Origin of the sequence: Nocardia sp. NPDC049526, from assembly GCF_044465765.1 — a bacterium.
Lineage (GTDB): Bacteria > Actinomycetota > Actinomycetes > Mycobacteriales > Mycobacteriaceae > Nocardia.
The window spans coordinates 208,218-229,030 of the sequence record NZ_JBITMA010000006.1 but is presented as its reverse complement, the minus strand read 5'-3'; the positions used below and the strand labels follow the sequence as shown (position 1 = coordinate 229,030).

Genomic DNA, 20,813 nt, shown 5'->3' with positions numbered 1-20,813 from the left:
TTTGTGGTATCTGACGAACTCGCTCAGCGGCCGATGAAACCTGGCGTGCGCTTGGCTTTGAACGCCGCGATGCCCTCGGCGACATCAGCGGTCTCGAAGAGGGCGGACTGACCTTCGCGTTCCAGGTCGAGCGCCTGGTCGAGTTGGGCGAGGGCCATCGCGTTGAATGCGCGTTTGGTGCGGGTGTATGCCGCCGTCGGCCCGTTGGCGAGCTTGGTTGCCAGCCTTGCGATTTCGGCATCGTATTCGGCATCGGGCACTACCTGCCCGATCAGACCCCATTCGGCGGCCAGCGGTGCGGGAATGCGCTCGGCCAGCATGGCCATGTGGGCGGCGCGGGCATATCCGATCAGCGTCGGGACCATGGCGGTGGCACCGCCATCGGGCATCAGCCCGACATTGGCGAAGGCGAGCAGGAGGTAGGTGGATTCGCGGGCGACGGTGATGTCCGCGGCCAGTGCCAGTGAACATCCGACGCCGACCGCGGGACCGTTGATCGCCGCGAGCACCGGTTGGGGTGCGGCGCGCAGGGCACGGATCAACCGGTTCGCCGCGTCGAGTGTCGCGACCTGTGGACCATTGCCGGCCGAGTTGGAAAGATCCGCTCCCGAGCTGAATGCCCGACCGTTGCCGGTCACGACGAACAACCGGACGGTCGGGTCGTCGCCGAATTTCTCGACCGCCGTCGCGGCCTCGTTCATCATGTCGGCCGTCAGGGCGTTGAGCCGGTCGGGGCGGTTGAGGGTCAGCCGCACGATCGTGTCGGTGCGTTCCACGAGGACATCGGGCTGATCGGTCATTGTCGGCCTTCCGGGTCGAGAATCGGACGTGAGCTACTCTAACCAGATTAGGTATACTCTTTCCGGTCGGTTCCGACCATGAACGACTGGAGCGTCGATGCGGTTGGTCCCTCTCGTCGACGCGGCTAGTTTTTAGTTATGCCGGATTCGGGGATCGATTTGTTCGACGAGTTCGCGGTGGAGCTCACCGCGGACGGAACTCCCGCTACCCCCATGGTGGTGGTCCCGCTGGACGCATTCGGCACCGAAACACCGGACCGAATCGCCCGGACCGCCGAGCGGATGAATCAGGCGCTACCGCTCGTCATCGGGGTGCTGCGTGGACCGACGACACCCGGCCTGACGCCACTGCTGGCGGCGGCAACGCTCACCCTCACCACGGACGCCGCGGCGACCTCGTTGCCGCAGGCCGTCGTGGTGGACGATATCGATGCCGCGCTCGATCTGTTGGGGGCGGCGGTTCAGCATTCGCCCCGCGCGGCCGTGGCGTGTGGACAGTTGCTGCGCCAGACGGTGCAGTTGCCGACCGTGCCTGCGCTGGCGGCGGAGGCGGCGGTGTACTCGATGCTCCTCGCCGGCACCGAATTCGAGCGTTGGCTGGCCGAGCGTGGCGCACCGCGCCCGGTCGCACCGCCGGAGCGTGCATTGGTTCGGACACACCGCGACGACGATCGCCTGACGATCACGCTGAATCACCCGCAGCGACGCAACGCACTCAGCATGCGGCTGCGTGAGGAACTGCTGGAGGCGGTGCGCCTGGCCGACCTCGATTCCACGCTCACCACCGTCGAAATCAACGGGGCGGGACCGGTTTTCAGCAGTGGCGGCGATCTGGACGAATTCGGTACGGCGACGGATCTGGTGGCCGCGTATCTGGTCCGGCTGGACCGGGCGCCATGGCGGATCATCGACCGGATCCGGGAGCGGGTGACGGTCCGCGCCCACGGAGCATGCATCGGTGCGGGCGCGGAGGTGGCCGCATTCGCGGGCACGGTGATCGCCGCCCCCGATACCTACTTCGCATTCCCGGAACTGCGGATGGGCCTGGTACCCGGAGCGGGCGGTACCGTCAGCGTGCCGCGGCGGATCGGCCGCTGGCGCGCCGCCTGGCTGATGCTGACCGAACAGCGATTGACCGCGGCAGCCGCACTCGAGTGGGGCATGGTCGACGCGGTGGAACAGACGAGGAGCTGATCGCACACGAATACCTCGGCTACGGCAGCGGTGCTGCGGGATTGGGTGCGGTCACTGTGCCCGCCCGATGTCCTGCCGCGCCCGGTCGAAACGCCGCCGGAGTGCGCCGCGCTCGCCTGGGCAGCGTCCGGCGCCATGGATCTGACCGGACGCCCCGACGGCGCTCCCACCGTCTCGCCCGCCGCGGCATACGGACTGCTTCTGGAGACCATCGAGGCGCTAGCGCAAATCACCGTGCAGATCGGCTCCGAGGTCCGTGCTGATCCGGGGCTGCTACTGGCCGGTCGAGCCGGATTGCTGAACCTACGACGCGGCGGTCGGCAGACAGCGGGTGGAGCCGGTCGATTGCTGCGCACCTCGGACGGCTGGTGCGCGATCACCTTGAGCCGCCAAGACGATATCGACTCGGTACCCGCGATCCTGGGGATGGATTCGGTGGCCGACGATCCGTGGGAGACGCTCACCGCGGCCGCCCGTGATTGGACCGCGACCGACTTTGCCGACCGAGCACAGCTACTCGGCGTACCCGCCGCCGCGCTACCGTCCGCCGCGTACGCTGCCGCCGCGCTGCCTGCCGACCCGCGCCCCGATGACGCGCTGTCCGCTGCCGCGCCCCCTGCCGCCGCGCCCGCAGCCGCGCCTCCCGCCGCTGCGCTGCATGTCGACGAGCCCCCTGCCGCTGCGGTGCCTGCTGCTGCGGACTCTTCCACGTCGCTGCCTCCCGCGGCGCACCCTGCCACTGAGTTGCCCAACAATGCAGCACGCCCTGTGGCCAGACCATCAGCGGCAGAGTCCGCGACACCGGATCCCCAATGCCCGTGGCAGACAAGTCGGATCGCCGAACCGGTCGTCGGAGCACGGCTGGACGGGGCGGTGGTCGTCGACCTGTCCTCGATGTGGGCGGGACCGCTGTGTGCCCACCTGCTCGGGCGCGCAGGGGCGCGGGTGGTCAAGGTGGAGAGCACGCGACGACCGGATGGCGCACGCCGCGGTGATCCGCGCTTCTTCGACTGGCTCCACGGCGGGCACGAACAGATCACCGTCGACTTCCATACGCCCGCAGGGCAGGAAACGTTGCGCGAGTTGGTGTCCACCGCGGACGTGGTGATCGAGGCATCCCGGCCGCGGGCGCTGGCCCAACTGGGGCTGGCTCCCGGGGAACGCGTGCATCGTGACGGACAGGTCTGGCTGAGCCTGACCGGATATGGTCGCGCCGAGCCGATGCGCGTGGCATTCGGCGACGATGCGGCGGTGGCGGGCGGCCTGGTCGGCTGGGACGCGGGCGAGCCGGTGTTCTGCGGTGACGCCATCGCCGATCCGCTCACCGGAATCTGTGCCGCCCTTGCGGTGTGCTGCGCCGTCCTGGGTGGCGGGGGACAGCTGATCGACCTGTCCATGCGGGCCGCCGCCGCCGCGTTTGCCGCCGCCCCCGCGCTCACTCATGGACCGCATCGAGTGCGTGCCGATGGTGCGGATTGGGTTGTCGAATGCCCGCACTACGGTCGTTCGCAACGGGTGCTGCGCCCGCGGGTGCCGCAACTCGGCGGCAGAGCATGAAACGGGTTGTGCACCATGTTGATTCGTGACGCCGAGGTATTCGGTTCGGGCCGGATGGACGTGCGCGCCCACGGCGGTGTCATCACCGAATGCGCGACCGGGCTGGTTCGACTGCCGGGTGAGGACGAGATCTACGCGGGCGGTGGCTGGTTGCTGCCTGGGCTGCACGACCACCACATCCACCTGCGTTCACTCGCGGCGACCTACGAATCTGTTCCACTGGGCCCGCCGCAGGTGCGCACCGCAACCGAGTTGGCGGCGCGACTGCGGGAGGCGGATCGAAAGCTGCTTCCTGGCAAGTGGATTCGCGGCACCGGATACCACGAGTCGGTAGCCGGACCCCTCGATCGCGCGGTGCTGGACCGGATGCTCCCGCACCGTCCCGTCCGCGTACAGCACCGCACGGGGGTGCTGTGGCAGCTCAACTCGATGGCATGCGAGCTGGTCGGCCTGGACAGCAATGACACGCCGGGTGTGGAACGCGACGAGACCGGGCGGCCGACCGGGCGGCTGCGCCGACTCGACTCCTGGCTGGGGGAGCGAATCGACTCGCGGACAACAGATCTGGCCGCTGTGAGCGCCGCCGCGGCGACAATGGGCATCACCGGATTCACCGACGCGACCCCGGGACTCGCACAGACCGATATCGACCAACTGGCCGAGACGGTCGAAACCGGACGGATCGTCCAGCGGGTGCACTGCATGGCTCCTCCCGCAGTGTGGGAGCCCGGTGGCACCCGATTCACGTTGGGTCCCACCAAGATCGTGCTCGACGATTTCGACCTACCCCCCTTCGACGAATTCGCCGACCGGCTGCGCGCGATTCATGCGGCAGGCCGGGCCGTCGCGGTGCACTGCGTCACGCGGGTGCAGTTCATCTTGACCATGGCCGCGCTGGACCTGGCCGGTGTGCGGGCGGGGGATCGGATCGAACACGGTGCGGTGATCCCACGCGAATCGCTGGATTGGCTGCGCGGACAGCGGGTTTCGGTCGTCACCCAACCGCATTTCGTGGTCGAACGAGCCGAGCAGTACCGCGATGAGGTGCCCGCGGAGGATCTGCCCGATCTGTGGCGGCTGCGTTCACTCCTCGATGCCGGGGTTGGCGTCGCAGCCGGGTCCGATGCACCATTCGGTGCACCGGATCCGTGGTCGGTAGTGCGTGCCGCGGTACATCGGCCGCCGGAATTCCATGCCGCGGAAGCGGTGTCGGTCCCGAAAGCGCTGTCACTGTTCTTCGGCGCACCCGACAGCCCGTCGATGCCGCGCCGGATCACACCGGGCACGGTCGCCGACCTGACACTGCTGTCGGTATCGCCGGACGAGGCCGCCCAGCACCTCGATGCCGAGATCGTCGCGGCGACCATCGTGGCCGGTGACCTGGTGTATTCGGGTCAGTAGACGCCGCACATACCGTCGATCGAGACCTCTTCCACAAGCACCTCATCGATTACCAGGTCGGACTCGTGCGCGGTGGTCTGTTCCTGGCTCATCGGGTACTCCTCCGCCGATCAATTTCGTCAGTTGATGACGAATGTCTGACGATAGCGAGCGGCCGGTAGAGATGTCTGTTCGATCCCGGTGAGCGGAACGATCTCGAGTACGCCCGGTCATCGCGTCCGCAACAGCTTTCCGGAATCCCGGCACTGCCTCGGCAACCCGCCGGAGCTCGGCTTTCCCGACTATGATCGGCAGGTCGGGGTCGGTGGTTTTGCCTCGAGAGGTGATCGTATGTTCGGACATTGCGGCTTCGGGGGTTCGCGCGGATCGACGCCGGTCGATTAGCCGATTCGCCATGCCCGACTACGAGAACGAACGCACCCAGCGCGATATCCGGTTCGGGATCGCCGCGGAACTGGCCGCCGCCGGATTCGAGGATGCCGAGGAGATCGGCCGCGGGGGTTTCGGGGTCGTCTATCGGTGCTTGGAGCCCTCGCTCGATCGCACCGTCGCGGTCAAGGTGCTGACCTCGGAGATCAGCGGCGCCGAACGCGAGCGCTTCGTCCGGGAGCAGCACGCGCTCGGCCGACTCTCGGGTCACCCCAATATCGTTGCGGTGCATCAGGCCGATGTCACCGCCGACGGTCGTCCGTTCATCGTCATGCCCTTCCATTCGCGCGGGTCGCTGGATGCGCGATTGCGCTCTACGGGGCCGCTTCCGTGGCAGGAGTTGCTGTCGATCGGGGTGAAGATCGCCGGGGCGCTCGCAGCGGCGCATACGACGGGCACACTGCACCGGGATGTGAAGCCGGCGAACATCCTGGTGACCGATTACGGGGAGCCGCAGCTGGCCGACTTCGGCATCGCGCATATCGGCGGGGGATTCGAGACCTCCGCCGGACGCATCACCGGCACACCGGCATTCATCGCGCCCGAGGTGCTGCGGGGTGCGCCGCCGACCGCGGTTTCGGACGTTTACGGCCTCGGCGCCACCATGTTCTGCCTGCTGACCGGGCACGCGGCCGTCGAACGCCAGACCGGTGAGGCCGTGCTCGCGCATTTCGTTCGAGTCACCTCGACACCCGGCCCCGACCTGGGTGAAGTCGACGTCCCCGCCGGACTCCGCGCCGCGATCGAAGCCGCGATGGCCACCGATCCGGACCGAAGACCGCGTACGGCAGTCGAATTCGGATATCTGCTGCGCGATGTCCAACGGAATTGCGGGCTCGACGTGGACGCCATGGCGGTGCCCGCAGACGCGCACGAACCGCGGTCCGGGCCGATAATGGTGCCCGCACAGCGCGGGACCGGTGCGCGGACCACCGTGCCACCACCGGTCGCGTCGACCAAATATCGTCCGCCGACCTCGGCTCGCCCCCTGGTCGACCGGCCGCGTCTGCTGCGCAAACTGCAGGAGGGCGGCAATCGCCGACTGCTACTCATCCACGCGCCGCCGGGGTTCGGCAAGAGCACACTGGCCGCGCAGTGGCGCGATGTGCTTACCGCACAGGGGATGTCGGTGGCGTGGTTGACCATCGACCACGACGACAACAATGTCGTCTGGTTCCTCGCCCACCTGGTCGAGGCGATTCGCCGGGCTCGCCAGGATCTGGCCGGCGGGCTCGTGACGATGCTGGAGGAGCGCTCCAACGATGCCACTCGCTACGTGCTGGCATCGCTCATCGATGAAGTACACGACAGCGGTTCGCCGCTCGCCGTCGTCATCGATGACTGGCACCTCGTCACCGATGCCGGTACCCGCGCCGCCATGGAATTCCTGCTGGACAACGGATGTCATCACCTGCGGGTGATCGTCACCGGCCGAACGCGTGCGGGATTGCCGCTCAGCCGGATGCGCGTCGGCGACGAACTGGTCGAAATAGATTCCGACGACTTGCGATTCGATGATGCCGAATCGACGGCGTTCCTGCTCGACGTCAATCGCCTGACGCTGGGCCGATCGCAGGTCGCCGAACTGCTCGACTCGACCGAGGGCTGGATCGCGGCACTGCAACTCGCTTCACTGTCGCTGCGCGACAGCAGTGACCCTGCCGAGTTCATCGATCAACTGTCGGGCCGACACGAGGCGATCGGCGAGTACCTCGTCGAAAATGTGCTCGACACTCTCGATCCGGACCTGCTGGACTTTCTGCTGGCGACCTCGATCACCGAGAAGATCTGCGCCGGACTGGCCGAAGCGCTGTCCGGTCCGGCGGCCCCGCGGCTGTTGCAGCAGGTCAAGGCCCGAGATCTGTTCCTGCGCAACGTCGACTTGCGGGACAATGCCGGTGACGACTTCGAGTGGTTTCGCTATCACCGCATGTTCGGCGACTTCCTGCGCCGCAGGCTGGCCGAACAGGATCCCGACAGCTGCATCCGGCTGCACCGCATCGCGGCCGACTGGTTCGCCGACCACGCGATGTTGAACGAAGCGGTGGATCACGGACTGGCCGCCCGTGATTCGGCGGGTGCGCGGCGCCTGATCGAGGAACGCGCGACGGAACTGCTGGAGAGTGCCCGGACGGCCACACTGCTCGGGCTGGTCGCCAAACTGCCGACCGCGGTCGCGGTATCGAGTGCGCGCCTGCAACTGTTCGTGGCTTGGGGCAATATATCGCTGCAGCGGCCGGTGGCCGCCGAGGCGGCCCTGGATCGGGTCGACGCGGTGCTCGGCGCCGATCAGCCGGATGCGGGCGACACCGCGGAGCTGCATCTCGAGGCCGCGCTGGCGCGGGCCGCGTGCCGACTCACCGCCGACCGATTCGCGGAATTGCCGGAGTACGTCGCGCATCGGATCGAGTCGGAGGTCAGCCCGTTCATCGCGACCATCGCGGCGGGTGTCGGATCGGCGGCCGCGCTCTATCGGTTCGACTTCGACGAGGTGTACCGGTGGCAGCGGTGGGTTGCGCCGCATCGGGCCCGGGTCAAGGGGCCGACCGGCTTACTGCACAGCTACGGCTTGACCGGTGTGGCGGCCTTCGAGCAACTCGATATCGCGGCGGCGCAGACCCATATGGAAACCGCGCGGTCGCTGGCACTGGAAACCGGCCGCCATTCCTACATCACGCATTTGACGGGCGCACTGCTCGGTGCGCTGTGTTATTGGCGGGGCGAACTCGACGAAGCGGAGGCGCTGCTCGACGAGAGCGTCAAGGCGGGGCCCGAGGGCGGAGCGGTCGAATTCGTATCGGCGACTTATGGAATCGGCGCGCGGATCGCGGCGCTGCGGGGCGATCTCGGGGCGGCGCGTGAGCGACTTGCCGAGGGCGCGAAGATGGCCCGCAACCTCGCGCTGCCCCGGTTGGCGGCCCGCATCGTCAACGAGCGCATACGCCTCGGCCTGCCTATCGCCGCGGACGAGGCCGCGGCACTGGAGCGTCTCGAGCCCTACCGCGCCGAAGGCGACGGGATCACCATCCTCACCTCGGAAATCCAGTGGGATTCGGCAATACGGCTGCTCTTGGCGGACCGCTCGGCCGGGGCCGCTGAGACCGCCACCGTATCGGCCGAGCGGCTGGTGCGCAGCCTCGAGCGCCAGCGCCGCCCGCGGGCGCTACTGGAGGCGCGACTGCTATCGGCGTGCTGCCTGGCAACCGCGGACCGCTTGGAAGAGGCCATCGCTGTGCTGGACCCGGTATTGGCGCAGTGCGCCGAACTCGGCCTGCCGCGGTTGGCGGCCGATGCCGGGGCTGCCATCGAGCCCGCCGTCGTCGCGCTCATCGGTACCGATCCGGCGCTGCGCCGGACGCCGCTGTCATTTCTGACGCAGTTACTGCCCGCCGGTACCAGCCGGCGATAGTCCTCGAAGCATTTGTGGCGTGGGTCACACTCGCCTATTCGGGCCCGGTCGGTGAGTCTATATTGAGTGCACTGAATTTGTCTGCACCTCCATCCGCCTACATGCGGGATGAGGCACGCCGATAGTCGCACGACGAGGAAATGACAATGGCCCGATACGACACATCGACGGTGTTCGAGCGCCAGCCCGACGGGCAGCCGATATCGCTGCGGCGGTCCCGCCCGCGCTGTGACGATTGCCGTATCCGAGTACGTTTCCGTGGGCACCCCACGCTGCAGTATCGCGCGGCCCGGGCGGCCGCCGAGTGTTTCGCGGCTGCCGTGCGGGGGTTGGGCGTCGACGTCGACATCGATACGAAGCTTTACGAGGGGCTGCTTCCGCTGCCCTGTGCGCGGCTGTGGACGTCGTAGCCGGATCTCGACAATGAGGAGTCTCTTTTCGCATGACAATGATCGATGCCGCGATCCTGGCGCTCCGGCTGGTGGTCGGCCTGACCATGGCCGCGCACGGCTATAATCACCTGTTCGGCCCGGGTGGTGTGGCCGGTACGGCAGGGTGGTTCGCCTCGATGGGGCTGCGGCCGCCCCGGGTCCATGCGACATTGAGCGGTGCGGGGGAGTTGGCGGCCGGAATCGCCTTCGCGGCCGGACTGCTCACCGCGCCCGCGGCGGCGTTCATCGTCGGCAGCATGGCGGTGGCCGCCGTCATCGCGCATCGGAAGAACGGCTTCTTCGTATTCAAGGACGGCTACGAATATGTGCTGATGCTGGCCGTGGTGGCCGCCAGTATCGCGGCCATCGGGCCGGGCAAGGCGTCGCTGGATCGTGCGCTCGGCATCGATGCGACGCTCGCCGGTGGTCTCGGACTGGCCATCGCGGTGATCGGTGGAGTCGGCGGCGCGGCGGTTTTGCTTGCCGTGAGCTGGCGGCCGCAAGCGCCGACAGAATAAGCGCAGACAGAATAAAGGGAATTCGACGGCCCCGCACCGATGGTGGTGCGGGGCCGTTCGTCATCTCAGAACCACGCGCCCCGCTCGCCCATGGCGACCAACTCGCCGAGCGCTTCGCTGGGCAGGGCGATCCGTGGTGCGGCCGGTACGTGGCGCGGACGGTCCGGTTGCGGCGTGACGCCGAACAGTTTCTCCGATATCGCGTGCGCGGTATTGGCGACCAGCGGCGCCAGTCGTTCGAGTGCGGCCTGGGCGTCACAGACGATGGATATCGCGCCGATCGGCCCGTCCGGCCCGCGCACCGCCGCACCGACACAGGCGATATGCGAATAACATTCGCCGCGCTCGAAGGCGAGGCCGTTGCGCGCCCGGATTCGGCTCAACTCCTGGTGCAGTATCCCGATATCGCTGATGCTTCGGGTGGTTCGCTTCTGGATCGCGCCCTTGAACTGTTTGTCGACCCGCTCGGGTGACAACCAGGCGAGCATGCTTTTGCCGATGGCCGTGCAGTGGGCGGGGGCGCGGCCACCGACCCGCGACGGAATTTCCACCGCGGCCCGGCCGCCGAATTTATCCAGGTAGTAGACCTCGGTGCCGTCCAATACGGCCAGGTGTACGACCATCTCGGTGCGCACCGCCAGCGCGTGCAGTAGTGGGAACGCCGCGGCGCGCAATGCGTTGTGGCCGTCTTCTCGCCCGCCTAGACCCAATGCCAGGGATCCGAGGCCGTACTCCCTGCCGTCGCGCTCCAGCCAGCGCAGCTGAACGAGATGTTTCAGAATGCGATGGGTCGAGGACCGGGGTATGTTGGTCCGGCCGCTGACCTCCTCGAGCGTGAGGCGCGTCTGTGCGCCCCCGAACGATTCCATGATCAACGTCATGCGTTCTACCAGCGAGGGGGATAACGCAGACTGTTCTGCGGCGTCGGCAGCTTCACTGATCCTCAACATTGAGGTCATTTCAGCGCCTCCTTACTTCGGAGACTCGAACTTCAGCGGCCAGTGTAACCATGCGAATACCCCCGATTGGCGGAAATCGCCGAAATTTGTACAGATCGGTACAGAGAATTTGTGGGGAAAGAGGATACTGATCTGTATCCCGGCTGTTGCTTGCCGCCGGGTGCTCCTGGGATCGGCCGGAAGTCGTTCGCTCCCGGCCGAGCCTCAGGCTACTGAATATTGCTCGTGCTCAAGCAATCTCGGTCATCGAGCCGCCTGTCACACGGCGGCGCCCGCGAGGTCGAGCGCTGCGAGATACGAGAAGACCAGGGAGGAGCCGACCGGTGTCCCCGCGCCCGGGTACACCCGGCCGGACATGGCGGCCATCGTGTTACCGCTGGCGTACAGGCCAGCGATCGGCTCGCCGTCCGCGCGCAGTACGCGGGCGTGCTCATCGGTCTTGAGGCCGCCCTTCGTGCCGATGTCGGCAAGCGCGATGGTGGCGGTGTAGTAGGGCGGCTTGTCGATCGGTGCGACCAGGGGGTTCGGATAGCCGTTGTCGAGTGGCTTCACGTAATTCATCACGGGTCCGGCGGGGAATCCGACGACGTACTGGGTCATCTGGTCCCAGGCGGTCTCACCACGGTGGAACTTCTCGTCGACCCCCTTGTCGGCATAGGAGTTGAACTCCTCGATCGACTTACGCAGGTTCTCGGCGGGCACGGCGATGAGATCGGCCAACTCCTCGATGGTGTCGGCCTTGCGCAGCGCACCCGATTCGAACCACTCCGGGCGGGGCGGCACGGCCGGGTCGCCACCGAAGCTGTCCCGGTCGATATGGCGCTGATCGAAGATCCAGTGGCACGGAGTGTGCGCGACGCCGGTCTCCTTGTGCAGACGCAGCATCTCGCGCCCGGCCCGGTCGTAGGGCAGCAGTTCGTTCATGAAGCGCTCGCCCGCGCTGTTGACCCAGATGCCGCTGCGGCTACCGGTGTGGAAGACCGGTCGTCCGCCGGGTTGCACGAGACCGGGGATGTACCACGCTTGGTCCAGCAACTCGGTGGCCGCTCCGATCGCGACGGCAGCCTGCAGCGCGTCGCCGGTGTTCCCGGGAGCGCCATCGGACCAGTCACCGTGGTACGGGGCGACCTTGTGCTTCTCGCGCAGCTCGCGATTGCGCTCGAATCCGCCGGCGGCGAGGATGACGCCGCGGGTAGCGCGAATCCGGACCCGCTCGCCCTTGCTGACCGCCTCCACGCCGACCACTCGGTCGCCCTCGACGATCAGGCTCTCGAGCGCGGTCTCGAGCTTGTAGAAGCCGTTCCCGGTCTCCAGGAACGCCTTCAGCGTTCGCGCTATGAGGGCGCGGCCGCCGGTGAGCACGGGTGCCGGCTCTCCGCCCCAGATCTCGATGGGCAGCTGGTCGCGGATCAGCGGGGCGAGATCACCGAGTTCGGCGGCCTCGATCTCGGCCGGGAAGATGGTATTGCCCGCGGCCGTCGCGCCCGGCTTCTCCGCGAAGTAGTCGGGTACGGGCTGGTAGAAGAAGGACCCGAACTGCGGGTTCTGCTCGAGTTCGTCGATCAGTATCGGCCCGGTGTGCAGGTAGGCGTCCTGCCGGGCTTCGCGCGAGGGATCGTCGACGATCTCCCGGAGGTATCCGCGCACCGTTTCGACATCGTTCTCGACGCCCGCGCGCCGCAACGGGGTGCTGCCCGGAAACCACAGTCCCGCACCGGAATAGGCGGTCGTGCCGCCGAAGCGATCGGTCTTCTCGATGACGAGCGTGCGCAGGCCGCGAGATGCGGCGGCGTAGGCGCCGACCAGCCCTCCTCCGGACCCGACGACCACGACGTCGTAGGTTTCCTCGTCAGCGGGCATAACTGTCTCCTTGCTTCCAGACCGCGTATCTCCTGTCATCGCCTGTCAGTGACCTGGGTCACCCGGGGCGTAGACCTCCCGAGTGTGGTGGCTGCGGCTATCTGGCCGGAATCGGTTTCCGCTGTGCGGAATCAGCGCCCGGTCCGGCCGACGTGAGTGCGCCGCTTCCGGTGGGCGGAAATTCTCCTAGTGGCGGGTGCCACACGAATTAGCGTTCCTGGCCGTCAATCGATTTCAAGGAGAGCTCGCATGACTCTTTCCCACGACTACGATCCCGGCCCGCAGATCGCCCATGCCGGTGGCATCAATCTCGGCACGACGGACCTGGAGCGTTCGCTGGGGTTCTTCCGCGACCTGCTCGGCATGGAGGTCGTCGCACAGACCGACGGCGTGGCCTATCTGCGCGGCTACCAGGAGCTCACCCACCACTCGCTCGTGCTGACCCAGCAGGACGAGGCCACGGTGAACACCTACAGTTTCCGGGTCCAGCGCCCGCAGGACGTCGAGCTCTTCCACAAGCAGCTCGAGCAGCAGGAGATCGAGTCGATCGAACTGCCCGCCGGGCACGAACTCGGCCGCGGCACCGCGATCCGCTTCCTGGTGCCGGGCAGTGAGCATCCGTTCGAGCTCTACTACGACATCGAAAAGCCGCTCGCACCGGAGGAATTGCGCTCGAAGCTGCCGAGCAACAGCTCGCGCCGTCGCGGTTTCGGCGTGCGTCGCCTCGATCATCTGAACGTGCAGACCAGCGCGAGTACGGTGAACCAGTCCGAGCAGTGGCTGCGCGAAGCACTGGGCTTCAAGCGCCGCGAATTCGCGATGATTCCGCAGTTCCCGGAGACCATCATGGCGTCCTGGCTGTCGGTGACACCGCAGGTGCACGACATCGCGATCGGTGTGAACGCGGAGGACGCGAAGGCGCGGTTCCACCACATCGCCTTCAATATCGAGAACTACCACGACATTCTGCGGGCCGCGGACGAGATTCGTGATCTCGAGATCGACTTCGGGCACGGTCCGGGCAAGCACGGCATCGGTCAGGCGATGTACCTCTACATCCACGATCCCGGCTCCGGCCACCGCGTCGAGCTCTACTCCGGCGGGTACCTGATCATGGATCCGGACTGGCAGGCGCTCGAGTGGAAGGTGCCCGAGCTGATGTACGGCCAGACCTGGTACGGCGACGTCCTCGACGTCGGCCCGGGCGCCGGATTCCTCACGACCTCGCCGTCCGCGGGCCTGAAATGACGCAGCGGACCGCTGACGTCGATGGGCTCACCTTCAACTACCACGAGGTGGGCGAGGGTGAGCCGCTGATCCTGTTGCACGGTTCGGGGCCCGGTGTCAGTGCCTGGTCGAACTTTCAGCACAATCTGCCGGTTTTCGGCGAGCAGTTCCGGGTGATCGCACCCGATCTGCCGGGCTTCGGCGGTAGCGCGCTTCCCGAACTCGACCAGATCTACCCGGTGGTCGCCGCGAAGCGGATCGCGCGGCTGATGGATCACCTCGGCATCGATTCCGCGGTGTTCATCGGCAACTCCATGGGCGGAGCGGTAGTGGCGGAACTGGCCGCGCTGCATCCCGAACGGGTGCGCCGGATGGCCATCATGGGCTCCGGCGGACTTTCGGTCGGCATCTTCCAGGCCGACCCCAGCGAGGGGTTTCAGCGACTGTTCGAATTCCTCGGCGATCCCACCCGCGACCGGATGATCGCCTGGATCAAGGCGATGGTGTTCAACCCCGCGCTGATCACGGACGAACTGGTCGACGAACGCATGCGCAATGCCACTGCCGAGGGTGTGATCGACCGGATGAAGGCGATCTTCGGTTCGATGTTCAATCCACAGCTGCGTCAGACGTATACGCCGCTGTGGACCAAGGCCGCCACCATCACGACTCCGACGCTGATGCTGTGGGGCCGCGATGACCGAATGCTGCCCTACGACCAGGCGCACTTCGCGAACCGCTGGCTGCCCGATGTCGAACTGCACACCTTCGCCCGCTGCGGGCACTGGGTGCAGATCGAGCGGAAGTCCGATTTCGAGCGCGTGGCGATCGAATTCCTCACCCGCAAAACGGCTGCCTCATCCGCCTGATAGTCCGCTTCACCCGGCGCACCATGCGTCTTTCCGGTGAGCGGAAAGTGCGTGGTGACCAAATGGACCAAGGAATGACAATGAGCCAATCCCCTCGCCAGATCGGCACTTTCGGTGGCCGTCGCGGCGGCACCTGTAGTTTCCCAGTAAGTAGGAGGTGTGCGTCGTGGCACACGAAGTAGTTCAACGTGTCGAAGAGATGGGGCCGGAACTGGCCGCACTCGCCGAGGAGAACGAGAAGCTCGGCAAGCTGAGCGATAAGACCGCCGAACTGCTGCGGTCGGCAGGGGTGATGCGGCTGCTGCAGCCCAAGGAGTTCGGTGGTTACGAAGCGCACCCGCGTGATTTCGCCGAAGCGGTGATGGCGGTCGCGCAGAACGACCCCGCCGCGGGCTGGGTGTGCGGCGTCGTCGGCGTTCATCCGTGGGAGATGGCGCAGATGGATCCCCGTCTGCCGCAAGAGGTTTGGGGCGAAAACCCGGACACCTGGATCGCCTCGCCCTATATGCCGATGGGCGTCGCCGATCCGGTGGAAGGCGGTTACCGGCTCAGTGGGCGATGGCCGTTCTCCTCTGGCACCGACCACTGCGAGTGGGTCTTCCTCGGCGCCCTGCTCGGAGACGGCACCGGCAAGCCCGCCGGGCCGCCGACCGTGCTGCATGTGGTCGTCCCGCGTGCGGACTACAAGATCATCGACGATTCCTGGGACGTGGTCGGCCTGTCGGGTACCGGCAGTAAGGACGTGGTGATCGAGGGGGCGTTCCTGCCCGACTATCGCGTCATCGTCCAGGACGAGATCATGCAGGGTGCGGCGGCAGAAAAGCGCGGCCTTACCGACGCGGTGTACAAGCTGCCCTTCACGACCATGTTCCCGCTCGGGTTGACCTCCGCGGTCATCGGGATCTGCGAGGGCGGACTGCGTGTGCATCTGGACCAGCAGCGCGAGCGCGTCGCGGTGACCGGTGTCCAGGTACGCGACGATCCGTACACGCTCTACGCCGCGGGTGAGGCGGCTTCGGAGATCGAGGCTTCGCGGATTCAGCTGATCAACGGCGTCAGTCGGCTGTATGACCAGCTGGAGTCCGGGCAGCCGATCACGCTGGAGGACCGGTTGGATATCCGGCGCAATCAGGTCCGCTGTGCCTGGCGGGCGGTTTCGGCATTGGACGAGATCTTCGCCCGCTCCGGTGGAAACGCCGGTCGGCGGAGTAACCCGATCCAGCGGTACTGGCGTGACGCGCATATGGCACTGCAGCACATGGTCCACGTTCCCGGTACCGCCTATCACGCGAACGCACTGGTCAAGATGGGGCTCGAGCTGCCGCCGTCGATGGTCGTGATGGTCTGACACGAGCGGATAGGGAGGACGGATATGAGCGGGCGTAGCGAGCGAACCATCAATACAGCCGAGCGCTCGCTCGTGCCGGAGCCGAGCGTCAGCGAGGCGCAGGCATGAGCGAGATCCGATCAACGCAGGAGACGGTGGTGGCGATCAATACGCGCCACTTCCGGAATGTGCTCGGCCATTTCCCCACGAGCGTGGTCGCGATCACAACCCTCGACGATGATCAGCGCCCGCACGGGTTCATCGTGGGGACGTTCACCTCCGTCTCGCTCGACCCGCCCCTGGTGTCGTTCCTGGTGGACACATCGTCGACCACCTTGCAACGCATCCGCGAGACCGGGCGGTTCTGCGCAAATGCGCTAGCGGGCAACCAGGAACACGTGTCGCGGCGAATGGCGTCCAGGGGTGGCGACCGGTTCGAGGGTGTGACGTGGCAGTCGTCCGCATTGGGCAATCCGGTATTGGACGGTGTTGTCGCGTGGGTGGACTGCACCGTTGCCCAGATCGTCGAGATCGGTGACCACGTTCTGGTCGTCGGGCAGGTGCACGAACTGCGGGTGGAGTCGGTGCGTACTCCGCTGCTGTTCTTCCGCGGTGGGTACGGCGACTACCTCGCCAGCGCGTCGCTGGTATTGGACCAGCTGGTCGGCTGGTAGTCACCTGAATCCGGTGTAACAGTGCGCAATTCGACGACCCCAATGGCAGGGCAGGCCATTGGGGTCGTCGTCTGTTCAGACCAGCATGTCGTCGACGTACAACCCGAACGAGCCACGCCCGCACAGCGCCAGCGACGATTCGACATCGTTACCGGCATGGATACTGCCCGTATGCGCGTCCCGCCAGGCTCGTTCGATCGGATTGCCACGGCGTCGTGACATGCCGCCCGCGGCCTGGAAAACCAGATCGATCGCGGTGATCGCGCGCTCGGTGCCGCACACCTGATCCCGGCGGCCGCGCAGCCGCAGCTCCATCGGGATGTCCTCGCGGCGGCGCGCACGTTCGTACAGGTCTTGTAGGTTCCGGTGCAGCTGCAGGACGGCGGCGTCGACGTCGGATTCGGCGCGCGCGACGGCGATCTGCACGGACCGGTCTGTGCTGAGGCTGCCACCGCCGAAACTCGGTCGGTTGAGATTGCGCATGCGCGTGAGAAATTTCTCCAGGCAGCCCTCCGCCAAACCGATCATCGGCGCGGTGACCGAATAGCTGTACATCGTGCCGAACGGCATGCGATACAGCGGGCCGGTATTCAGTTTCTGGCCCGGACCGCGCCGGTGGGTGACGTCGTAATTGCGCGTCGTTCGGTATTCCGGGACGAAGATGCGATCGACGTGCAGGTCATGGCTGCCGGTGCCGCGCAGGCCCACGGCGTCCCACACCTTATCGATGCGGTAATCCGCGCGTGGTACCAGCGCGGACACGATATCCACCGGATCACCGTTCTCGGCGTAAACGGTGCCGCCGAGCACCGCCCATGACGCGTGTGCGCAGCCGGATGCGAAGCGCCAACGTCCGCTGAGCTCGTAGCCCCCTTCGACCGGCGTCAACCGGCCGACCGGCGCATAGGACGGACAGATCAGCGCATTCGGATTTTCGGACCACACCTCGCGTTGTGCGCGCTCGTCGAAAAGTGCCACATGCCATGGAACTACCCCGAGCACCGAGGCCACCCAACCGGTGGAGCCGCAGGTGCCCGCGATCATCCGGACCACGTCGTAGAACTGATTCGGCTCGGCCTCCAGGCCGCCGCTCCATTTCGGTTGCAGCAGCCGAAAGACGCCGGCGGCGATCAGGTCGGTCATCGTCTGTTCCGGTATTTCGCCGGTCACGTCGACCTGCGCCGCGCGTTCGGCCAGTTCCGGCAGCAGCCCGCGCACCGCCTCGGCTACATCGTTGTCCATGCGGTAATCCTGCGCCTCGAGCACCGCGTACTCCAGCCGGAACCCGACCGGTTCGCCTGCGGCTGCCGCTGAACGGGATTACCTGCCGTGGGCGCCGGGGCGGCGGATCGGCCGTCCCGCTCTGCGGAAGTTCGCCGCCAGTCGAATGTGCGGGTCATCACACTGGGGGAGCTTTCGTCCTCGGGACGGAATTGATCGTGATGAGTGCAGAGATCGAAGGAGATCCGTTGAAAAAATCAGTCTATTTCAGATTACAGCGCTGGTCGGCGTGGAGCGGATTCCTGGTTCTCGTACTGATGCTGATCGGTTTCGGGATCGGCGGTTTGCTCTCGCCGATGAGTCCGACGCGGACCGACGATGACGTTGTCAAATTCCTGATCGATCATCAGCACGGGATTCTGCTCTGTGTGGCCATCATGGTGTTGACCGTGCCATTCGAATATCCGTACGTCGTCGTGACCAGCATGCAGATGAAGCGGGTCGAAGGCGGCTGGGGCTGGCTGTCGATGGTCCAGATGACCACGGGCATCGTCGCGCCGACCGGGTTCTTCTACCCCCTGGCGATTCTGGCCGCCGCCGCATATCGGCCGGAAAGCCATTCCCCCGATGTGCTGTCCGCGATGACCGACATCTTCTGGCTGATGTATGTGGGCAACGCCTGTATTTTCGTCCTGCAGGTGTGGTCGATCGGGTTCGCTTCCTATCTCGACCAGCGCGCCAAGCCGATCTTCCCGCGCTGGTACGCGCACCTCAGCATGGTCCTGGGTGTGCTGCTCATTTCGGGTGCCTTCGTCTTCCTGACCAAGACCGGCCCGTTCGCGTGGAATGGGATTCTGGCCCAGGGCATTCCGTCGATCGCCTACCTCGTCTGGAAGGTCGCCACGCCGCTGGTACTGCTGAAGGCGATCAAGGGCGAGGAAGCCGAACTCGCCGAAAAGGACGTCGTCGAGGCTGAGCCCGCGACCGCATAGCTGTGTGGGAGGCTGCCGGTTTCGTGCGGGTTGCACGAAACCGGCAGTCCTTCAACGGGTATGCACAGTTCATCTGGACCGATGACGACTCGAAGGAATACAGGTGAGTGAATCGCGGCCGTCCCTGCACATACCGGCACGGGATATTCCGGTGCCGACGTCGGTGAGTGAGCAGGCGCAGGCGATATTGGCGCGAGGCATGCTCGGGCCGGTGCCGGAATATCCGGCACCCGATGACCTCCAGGGCTGGCGGGACATGATCGCATCGACCGACGCCGAAGTGCTCGAGATGATGGCGATGCGGGCCGGAGCCACAGATGCGCCCCGTCCCTCGGTAGCGGAGTTCGACGCTGAGGGCGCCAAGGTCTATGTAATCACCCCCGAGGGTGTCTCCGACGAAGACCGCCGTGTGTATCTGGATCTCCATGGCGGGTCATGGATCCTGTGCGGCGGCGAGATCTGCCGCGCGATGGGTATCGGCGCGGCCGCCTCGGTAGGCGCTCGCACCTGGTCGGTCGACTATCGGATGCCGCCCGACCACCCGTTTCCGGCCGCGCTCGACGACTGTCTGGCCGCCTACCGCGCCCTGCTGAAGGAATATCGTCCGCAGGAGATCGTCGTCGGTGGCACCTCGGCCGGGGCGAATCTGGCTGTCGCGCTGATCCTGCGGGCCCGCGACGAAGGTCTCCCATTGCCCGCGGCGGCGGTATCGGGTACGCCCGCCGTCGATCTCACCGAGGCGGGTGACACCTGGCAGACCAATCGGGGTCTCGACAATGTGCAGACCGGGAGCGCGATGCCCGCCATCCTGCTGTACGCGGCGGGGCACGATCTGCGCGACCCGTATCTGTCGCCACTGTTCGGGGATTTCACGAAGGGCTTTCCGCCGACCCTGCTGCTGAGCGGCACCCGGGATGTATTGCTGTCGGACACCGTGCGCCTGCACCGGAAGCTGCGTGCGGCCGGTGTCACAGCGGATCTGCATATCTTCGAAGCCGCGGGTCACGGCATGTTCCTCGGGACCGCACCGGAGGACCGGGAAAGGGCCGGGGAAATCCGCCGATTCGTCGACGAGCATTGGGCGGGCGCCGGGCGCTGATCCGAGACTGAGGCCGGGTATCGCAATTTCCATTGCGATACCCGGCCTGAGTTGTTGTTGCGCAGCGTAATTCGCCGCAATGTTAGACCGAGAGTGCGAAACCGCCTGTCACACGGAGTGTTTCGCCGGTGACGAAGGATGCCTTCGACGAGACCAGGTAGAGCAGTGCCTCGACGATGTCGCGCTCCTCGCCCTCGCGCTGGAGAATCTGCTGACCCATGACGCGCTCGGCCTCCTCGCGTGCGAGTTCGGCGCGAATGGTCTCGGTGAAGATCAGGCCCGGTGCGATCGCGTTGACGCGGATGCCGTCGGGGGCGAATTCGCGGGCGAAGGACATGGTCAGGCCGCGCACGGCGAGTTTGGAGACACCGTAGACGGTTCGGTTGGCGTAGGCCGCCGACGACGAGATATTGACGATCGATGCGCCCTCGCGTCCGGTCATGGCCTTGTGCGCCGCGAGCGTGCAGTTGACCACGCCCATGACGTTGACGTCGAATACCCGCCGGACCTTGGCCAGGCCGAGTTCGGTGAACGGTCGGTTGTAGGCGGCATGCAGACCAGCATTGTTGACCAGGATGTCGATACCGCCGTGGCGTTCGGTGACCGCGTCGATCATCGCGGCGACGCCGTCTTCGTCGGCGACATCGCAGGCCACGCCCGTCGCATCGCGGCCACGCGCGGTCAGTTCGGCGGCGGCCGATGCGGCGACCTCACCGTCGATGTCGGCGAGCACGACGTGCACGCCCAGCTCCGACAATGCGGTGCCGAATGCCTTACCGAAGCCGCGGCCACCTCCGGTGATGACCGCGATCTTGCCCTCATGTTCGGACATCGCGTCCCTCCTTC

18 protein-coding genes are annotated in these 20,813 nt (G+C 66.4%); 12 read left to right on the top strand and 6 right to left on the bottom strand.

The genetic code is table 11. The features are described 5' to 3' along the window. Nucleotides 1-23: 23 nt before the first annotated feature. Complete coding sequence (locus ACIBW7_RS20725; RefSeq protein WP_397048553.1) at nt 24-800, bottom strand: enoyl-CoA hydratase; 777 nt, start codon at nt 798-800, stop codon at nt 24-26. A gap of 138 nt (nt 801-938) precedes the next feature. On the opposite strand from ACIBW7_RS20725, the gene ACIBW7_RS20720 reads away from it, so the two are divergent. The 3 genes from ACIBW7_RS20720 to ACIBW7_RS20710 are packed head-to-tail and all read left to right on the top strand — an operon-like array spanning nt 939 to nt 4,952. Continuing rightward, complete coding sequence (locus tag ACIBW7_RS20720; protein ID WP_397048551.1) at nt 939-1,994, top strand: enoyl-CoA hydratase/isomerase family protein; 1,056 nt, start codon at nt 939-941, stop codon at nt 1,992-1,994. Nucleotides 1,995-2,024: 30 nt separating this feature from the next. Continuing rightward, nucleotides 2,025-3,551, top strand: a complete 1,527-nt coding sequence (locus tag ACIBW7_RS20715) for a CoA transferase (RefSeq protein WP_397048549.1) — start codon at nt 2,025-2,027, stop codon at nt 3,549-3,551. 15 nt (nt 3,552-3,566) lie between these two features. Next, nucleotides 3,567-4,952: an amidohydrolase family protein gene (locus ACIBW7_RS20710; RefSeq protein ID WP_397048547.1), complete on the top strand. Its 1,386-nt coding sequence runs from the start codon at nt 3,567-3,569 to the stop codon at nt 4,950-4,952. Here ACIBW7_RS20710 and mftA read toward each other — a convergent pair. Beyond that, on the bottom strand, nt 4,946-5,044 hold the full coding sequence (gene mftA / locus ACIBW7_RS20705; RefSeq protein WP_397048545.1) for a mycofactocin precursor MftA: 99 nt from the start codon (nt 5,042-5,044) through the stop codon (nt 4,946-4,948). The two genes, ACIBW7_RS20710 and mftA, sit on opposite strands and share 7 nt — an antisense overlap. A gap of 302 nt (nt 5,045-5,346) precedes the next feature. Here mftA and ACIBW7_RS20700 point away from each other — a divergent pair, with 302 nt between their 5' ends. The 3 genes from ACIBW7_RS20700 to ACIBW7_RS20690 all read left to right on the top strand — a co-directional run bounded on the left by ACIBW7_RS20700 (nt 5,347) and on the right by ACIBW7_RS20690 (nt 9,739). Next, a complete protein-coding gene (locus ACIBW7_RS20700) occupies nt 5,347-8,790 on the top strand; it encodes a protein kinase (protein ID WP_397048542.1) in 3,444 nt (1,147 codons plus the stop codon). 146 nt (nt 8,791-8,936) lie between these two features. Further along, entirely contained in the window at nt 8,937-9,200 is a 264-nt protein-coding gene (locus ACIBW7_RS20695) for a hypothetical protein (protein ID WP_397048540.1), read from the top strand. Between the two features lie 32 nt (nt 9,201-9,232). After that, the gene (locus ACIBW7_RS20690; protein ID WP_397048538.1) at nt 9,233-9,739 is read left to right on the top strand and encodes a DoxX family protein; all 507 of its coding nucleotides are present in this window, start codon (nt 9,233-9,235) and stop codon (nt 9,737-9,739) included. A gap of 65 nt (nt 9,740-9,804) precedes the next feature. On the opposite strand, the gene ACIBW7_RS20685 is transcribed toward ACIBW7_RS20690, so the two are convergent. Further along, nucleotides 9,805-10,698 (bottom strand): IclR family transcriptional regulator, encoded by an 894-nt coding sequence (locus ACIBW7_RS20685; protein WP_397048536.1) that lies wholly within the window; start codon nt 10,696-10,698, stop codon nt 9,805-9,807. Nucleotides 10,699-10,956: 258 nt separating this feature from the next. Continuing rightward, nucleotides 10,957-12,558 carry an FAD-dependent oxidoreductase gene (locus ACIBW7_RS20680; RefSeq protein ID WP_397048534.1) on the bottom strand — a complete coding sequence of 534 codons (1,602 nt, stop codon included), beginning with the start codon at nt 12,556-12,558 and terminating at the stop codon, nt 10,957-10,959. A gap of 249 nt (nt 12,559-12,807) precedes the next feature. Here ACIBW7_RS20680 and ACIBW7_RS20675 point away from each other — a divergent pair, with 249 nt between their 5' ends. The 4 genes from ACIBW7_RS20675 (at nt 12,808) to ACIBW7_RS20660 (ending at nt 16,655) form a co-directional block, all read left to right on the top strand. After that, complete coding sequence (locus ACIBW7_RS20675) at nt 12,808-13,806, top strand: VOC family protein (RefSeq protein WP_397048532.1); 999 nt, start codon at nt 12,808-12,810, stop codon at nt 13,804-13,806. Next, entirely contained in the window at nt 13,803-14,654 is an 852-nt protein-coding gene (locus tag ACIBW7_RS20670; RefSeq protein ID WP_397048530.1) for an alpha/beta fold hydrolase, read from the top strand. The genes ACIBW7_RS20675 and ACIBW7_RS20670 overlap by 4 nt, the downstream gene beginning before the upstream one ends. Before the next feature lie 166 nt (nt 14,655-14,820). Beyond that, complete coding sequence (locus ACIBW7_RS20665) at nt 14,821-16,002, top strand: hydroxylase (protein WP_397048528.1); 1,182 nt, start codon at nt 14,821-14,823, stop codon at nt 16,000-16,002. A gap of 104 nt (nt 16,003-16,106) precedes the next feature. Further along, entirely contained in the window at nt 16,107-16,655 is a 549-nt protein-coding gene (locus ACIBW7_RS20660; protein WP_397048526.1) for a flavin reductase family protein, read from the top strand. A gap of 75 nt (nt 16,656-16,730) precedes the next feature. Here ACIBW7_RS20660 and hsaA read toward each other — a convergent pair whose 3' ends face one another. Further along, a complete protein-coding gene (gene hsaA / locus ACIBW7_RS20655) occupies nt 16,731-17,897 on the bottom strand; it encodes a 3-hydroxy-9,10-secoandrosta-1,3,5(10)-triene-9,17-dione monooxygenase oxygenase subunit (RefSeq protein ID WP_397048524.1) in 1,167 nt (388 codons plus the stop codon). Nucleotides 17,898-18,124: 227 nt separating this feature from the next. Here hsaA and ACIBW7_RS20650 point away from each other — a divergent pair, with 227 nt between their 5' ends. Beyond that, nucleotides 18,125-18,868, top strand: coding sequence for a hypothetical protein (locus ACIBW7_RS20650; RefSeq protein WP_397048522.1), 744 nt, complete (start codon nt 18,125-18,127; stop codon nt 18,866-18,868). Nucleotides 18,869-18,971: 103 nt separating this feature from the next. Continuing rightward, on the top strand, nt 18,972-19,967 hold the full coding sequence (locus ACIBW7_RS20645; RefSeq protein WP_397048520.1) for an alpha/beta hydrolase: 996 nt from the start codon (nt 18,972-18,974) through the stop codon (nt 19,965-19,967). 82 nt (nt 19,968-20,049) lie between these two features. Here ACIBW7_RS20645 and ACIBW7_RS20640 read toward each other — a convergent pair whose 3' ends face one another. Further along, a complete protein-coding gene (locus ACIBW7_RS20640) occupies nt 20,050-20,799 on the bottom strand; it encodes an SDR family NAD(P)-dependent oxidoreductase (protein WP_397048518.1) in 750 nt (249 codons plus the stop codon). Nucleotides 20,800-20,813: the final 14 nt, after the last annotated feature.

What these genes read in the sequence shown, in the direction of transcription:
- ACIBW7_RS20725 (WP_397048553.1), bottom strand. Translation starts at nt 800, where the DNA reads ATGACCGATCAGCCCGATGTCCTCGTGGAACGCACCGACACGATCGTG.
- ACIBW7_RS20720 (WP_397048551.1), top strand. Translation starts at nt 939, where the DNA reads ATGCCGGATTCGGGGATCGATTTGTTCGACGAGTTCGCGGTGGAGCTC.
- ACIBW7_RS20710 (WP_397048547.1), top strand. Translation starts at nt 3,567, where the DNA reads ATGTTGATTCGTGACGCCGAGGTATTCGGTTCGGGCCGGATGGACGTG.
- mftA (WP_397048545.1), bottom strand. Translation starts at nt 5,044, where the DNA reads ATGAGCCAGGAACAGACCACCGCGCACGAGTCCGACCTGGTAATCGAT.
- ACIBW7_RS20700 (WP_397048542.1), top strand. Translation starts at nt 5,347, where the DNA reads ATGCCCGACTACGAGAACGAACGCACCCAGCGCGATATCCGGTTCGGG.
- ACIBW7_RS20695 (WP_397048540.1), top strand. Translation starts at nt 8,937, where the DNA reads ATGGCCCGATACGACACATCGACGGTGTTCGAGCGCCAGCCCGACGGG.
- ACIBW7_RS20690 (WP_397048538.1), top strand. Translation starts at nt 9,233, where the DNA reads ATGACAATGATCGATGCCGCGATCCTGGCGCTCCGGCTGGTGGTCGGC.
- ACIBW7_RS20685 (WP_397048536.1), bottom strand. Translation starts at nt 10,698, where the DNA reads ATGACCTCAATGTTGAGGATCAGTGAAGCTGCCGACGCCGCAGAACAG.
- ACIBW7_RS20680 (WP_397048534.1), bottom strand. Translation starts at nt 12,558, where the DNA reads ATGCCCGCTGACGAGGAAACCTACGACGTCGTGGTCGTCGGGTCCGGA.
- ACIBW7_RS20675 (WP_397048532.1), top strand. Translation starts at nt 12,808, where the DNA reads ATGACTCTTTCCCACGACTACGATCCCGGCCCGCAGATCGCCCATGCC.
- ACIBW7_RS20670 (WP_397048530.1), top strand. Translation starts at nt 13,803, where the DNA reads ATGACGCAGCGGACCGCTGACGTCGATGGGCTCACCTTCAACTACCAC.
- ACIBW7_RS20660 (WP_397048526.1), top strand. Translation starts at nt 16,107, where the DNA reads ATGAGCGAGATCCGATCAACGCAGGAGACGGTGGTGGCGATCAATACG.
- hsaA (WP_397048524.1), bottom strand. Translation starts at nt 17,897, where the DNA reads ATGGACAACGATGTAGCCGAGGCGGTGCGCGGGCTGCTGCCGGAACTG.
- ACIBW7_RS20640 (WP_397048518.1), bottom strand. Translation starts at nt 20,799, where the DNA reads ATGTCCGAACATGAGGGCAAGATCGCGGTCATCACCGGAGGTGGCCGC.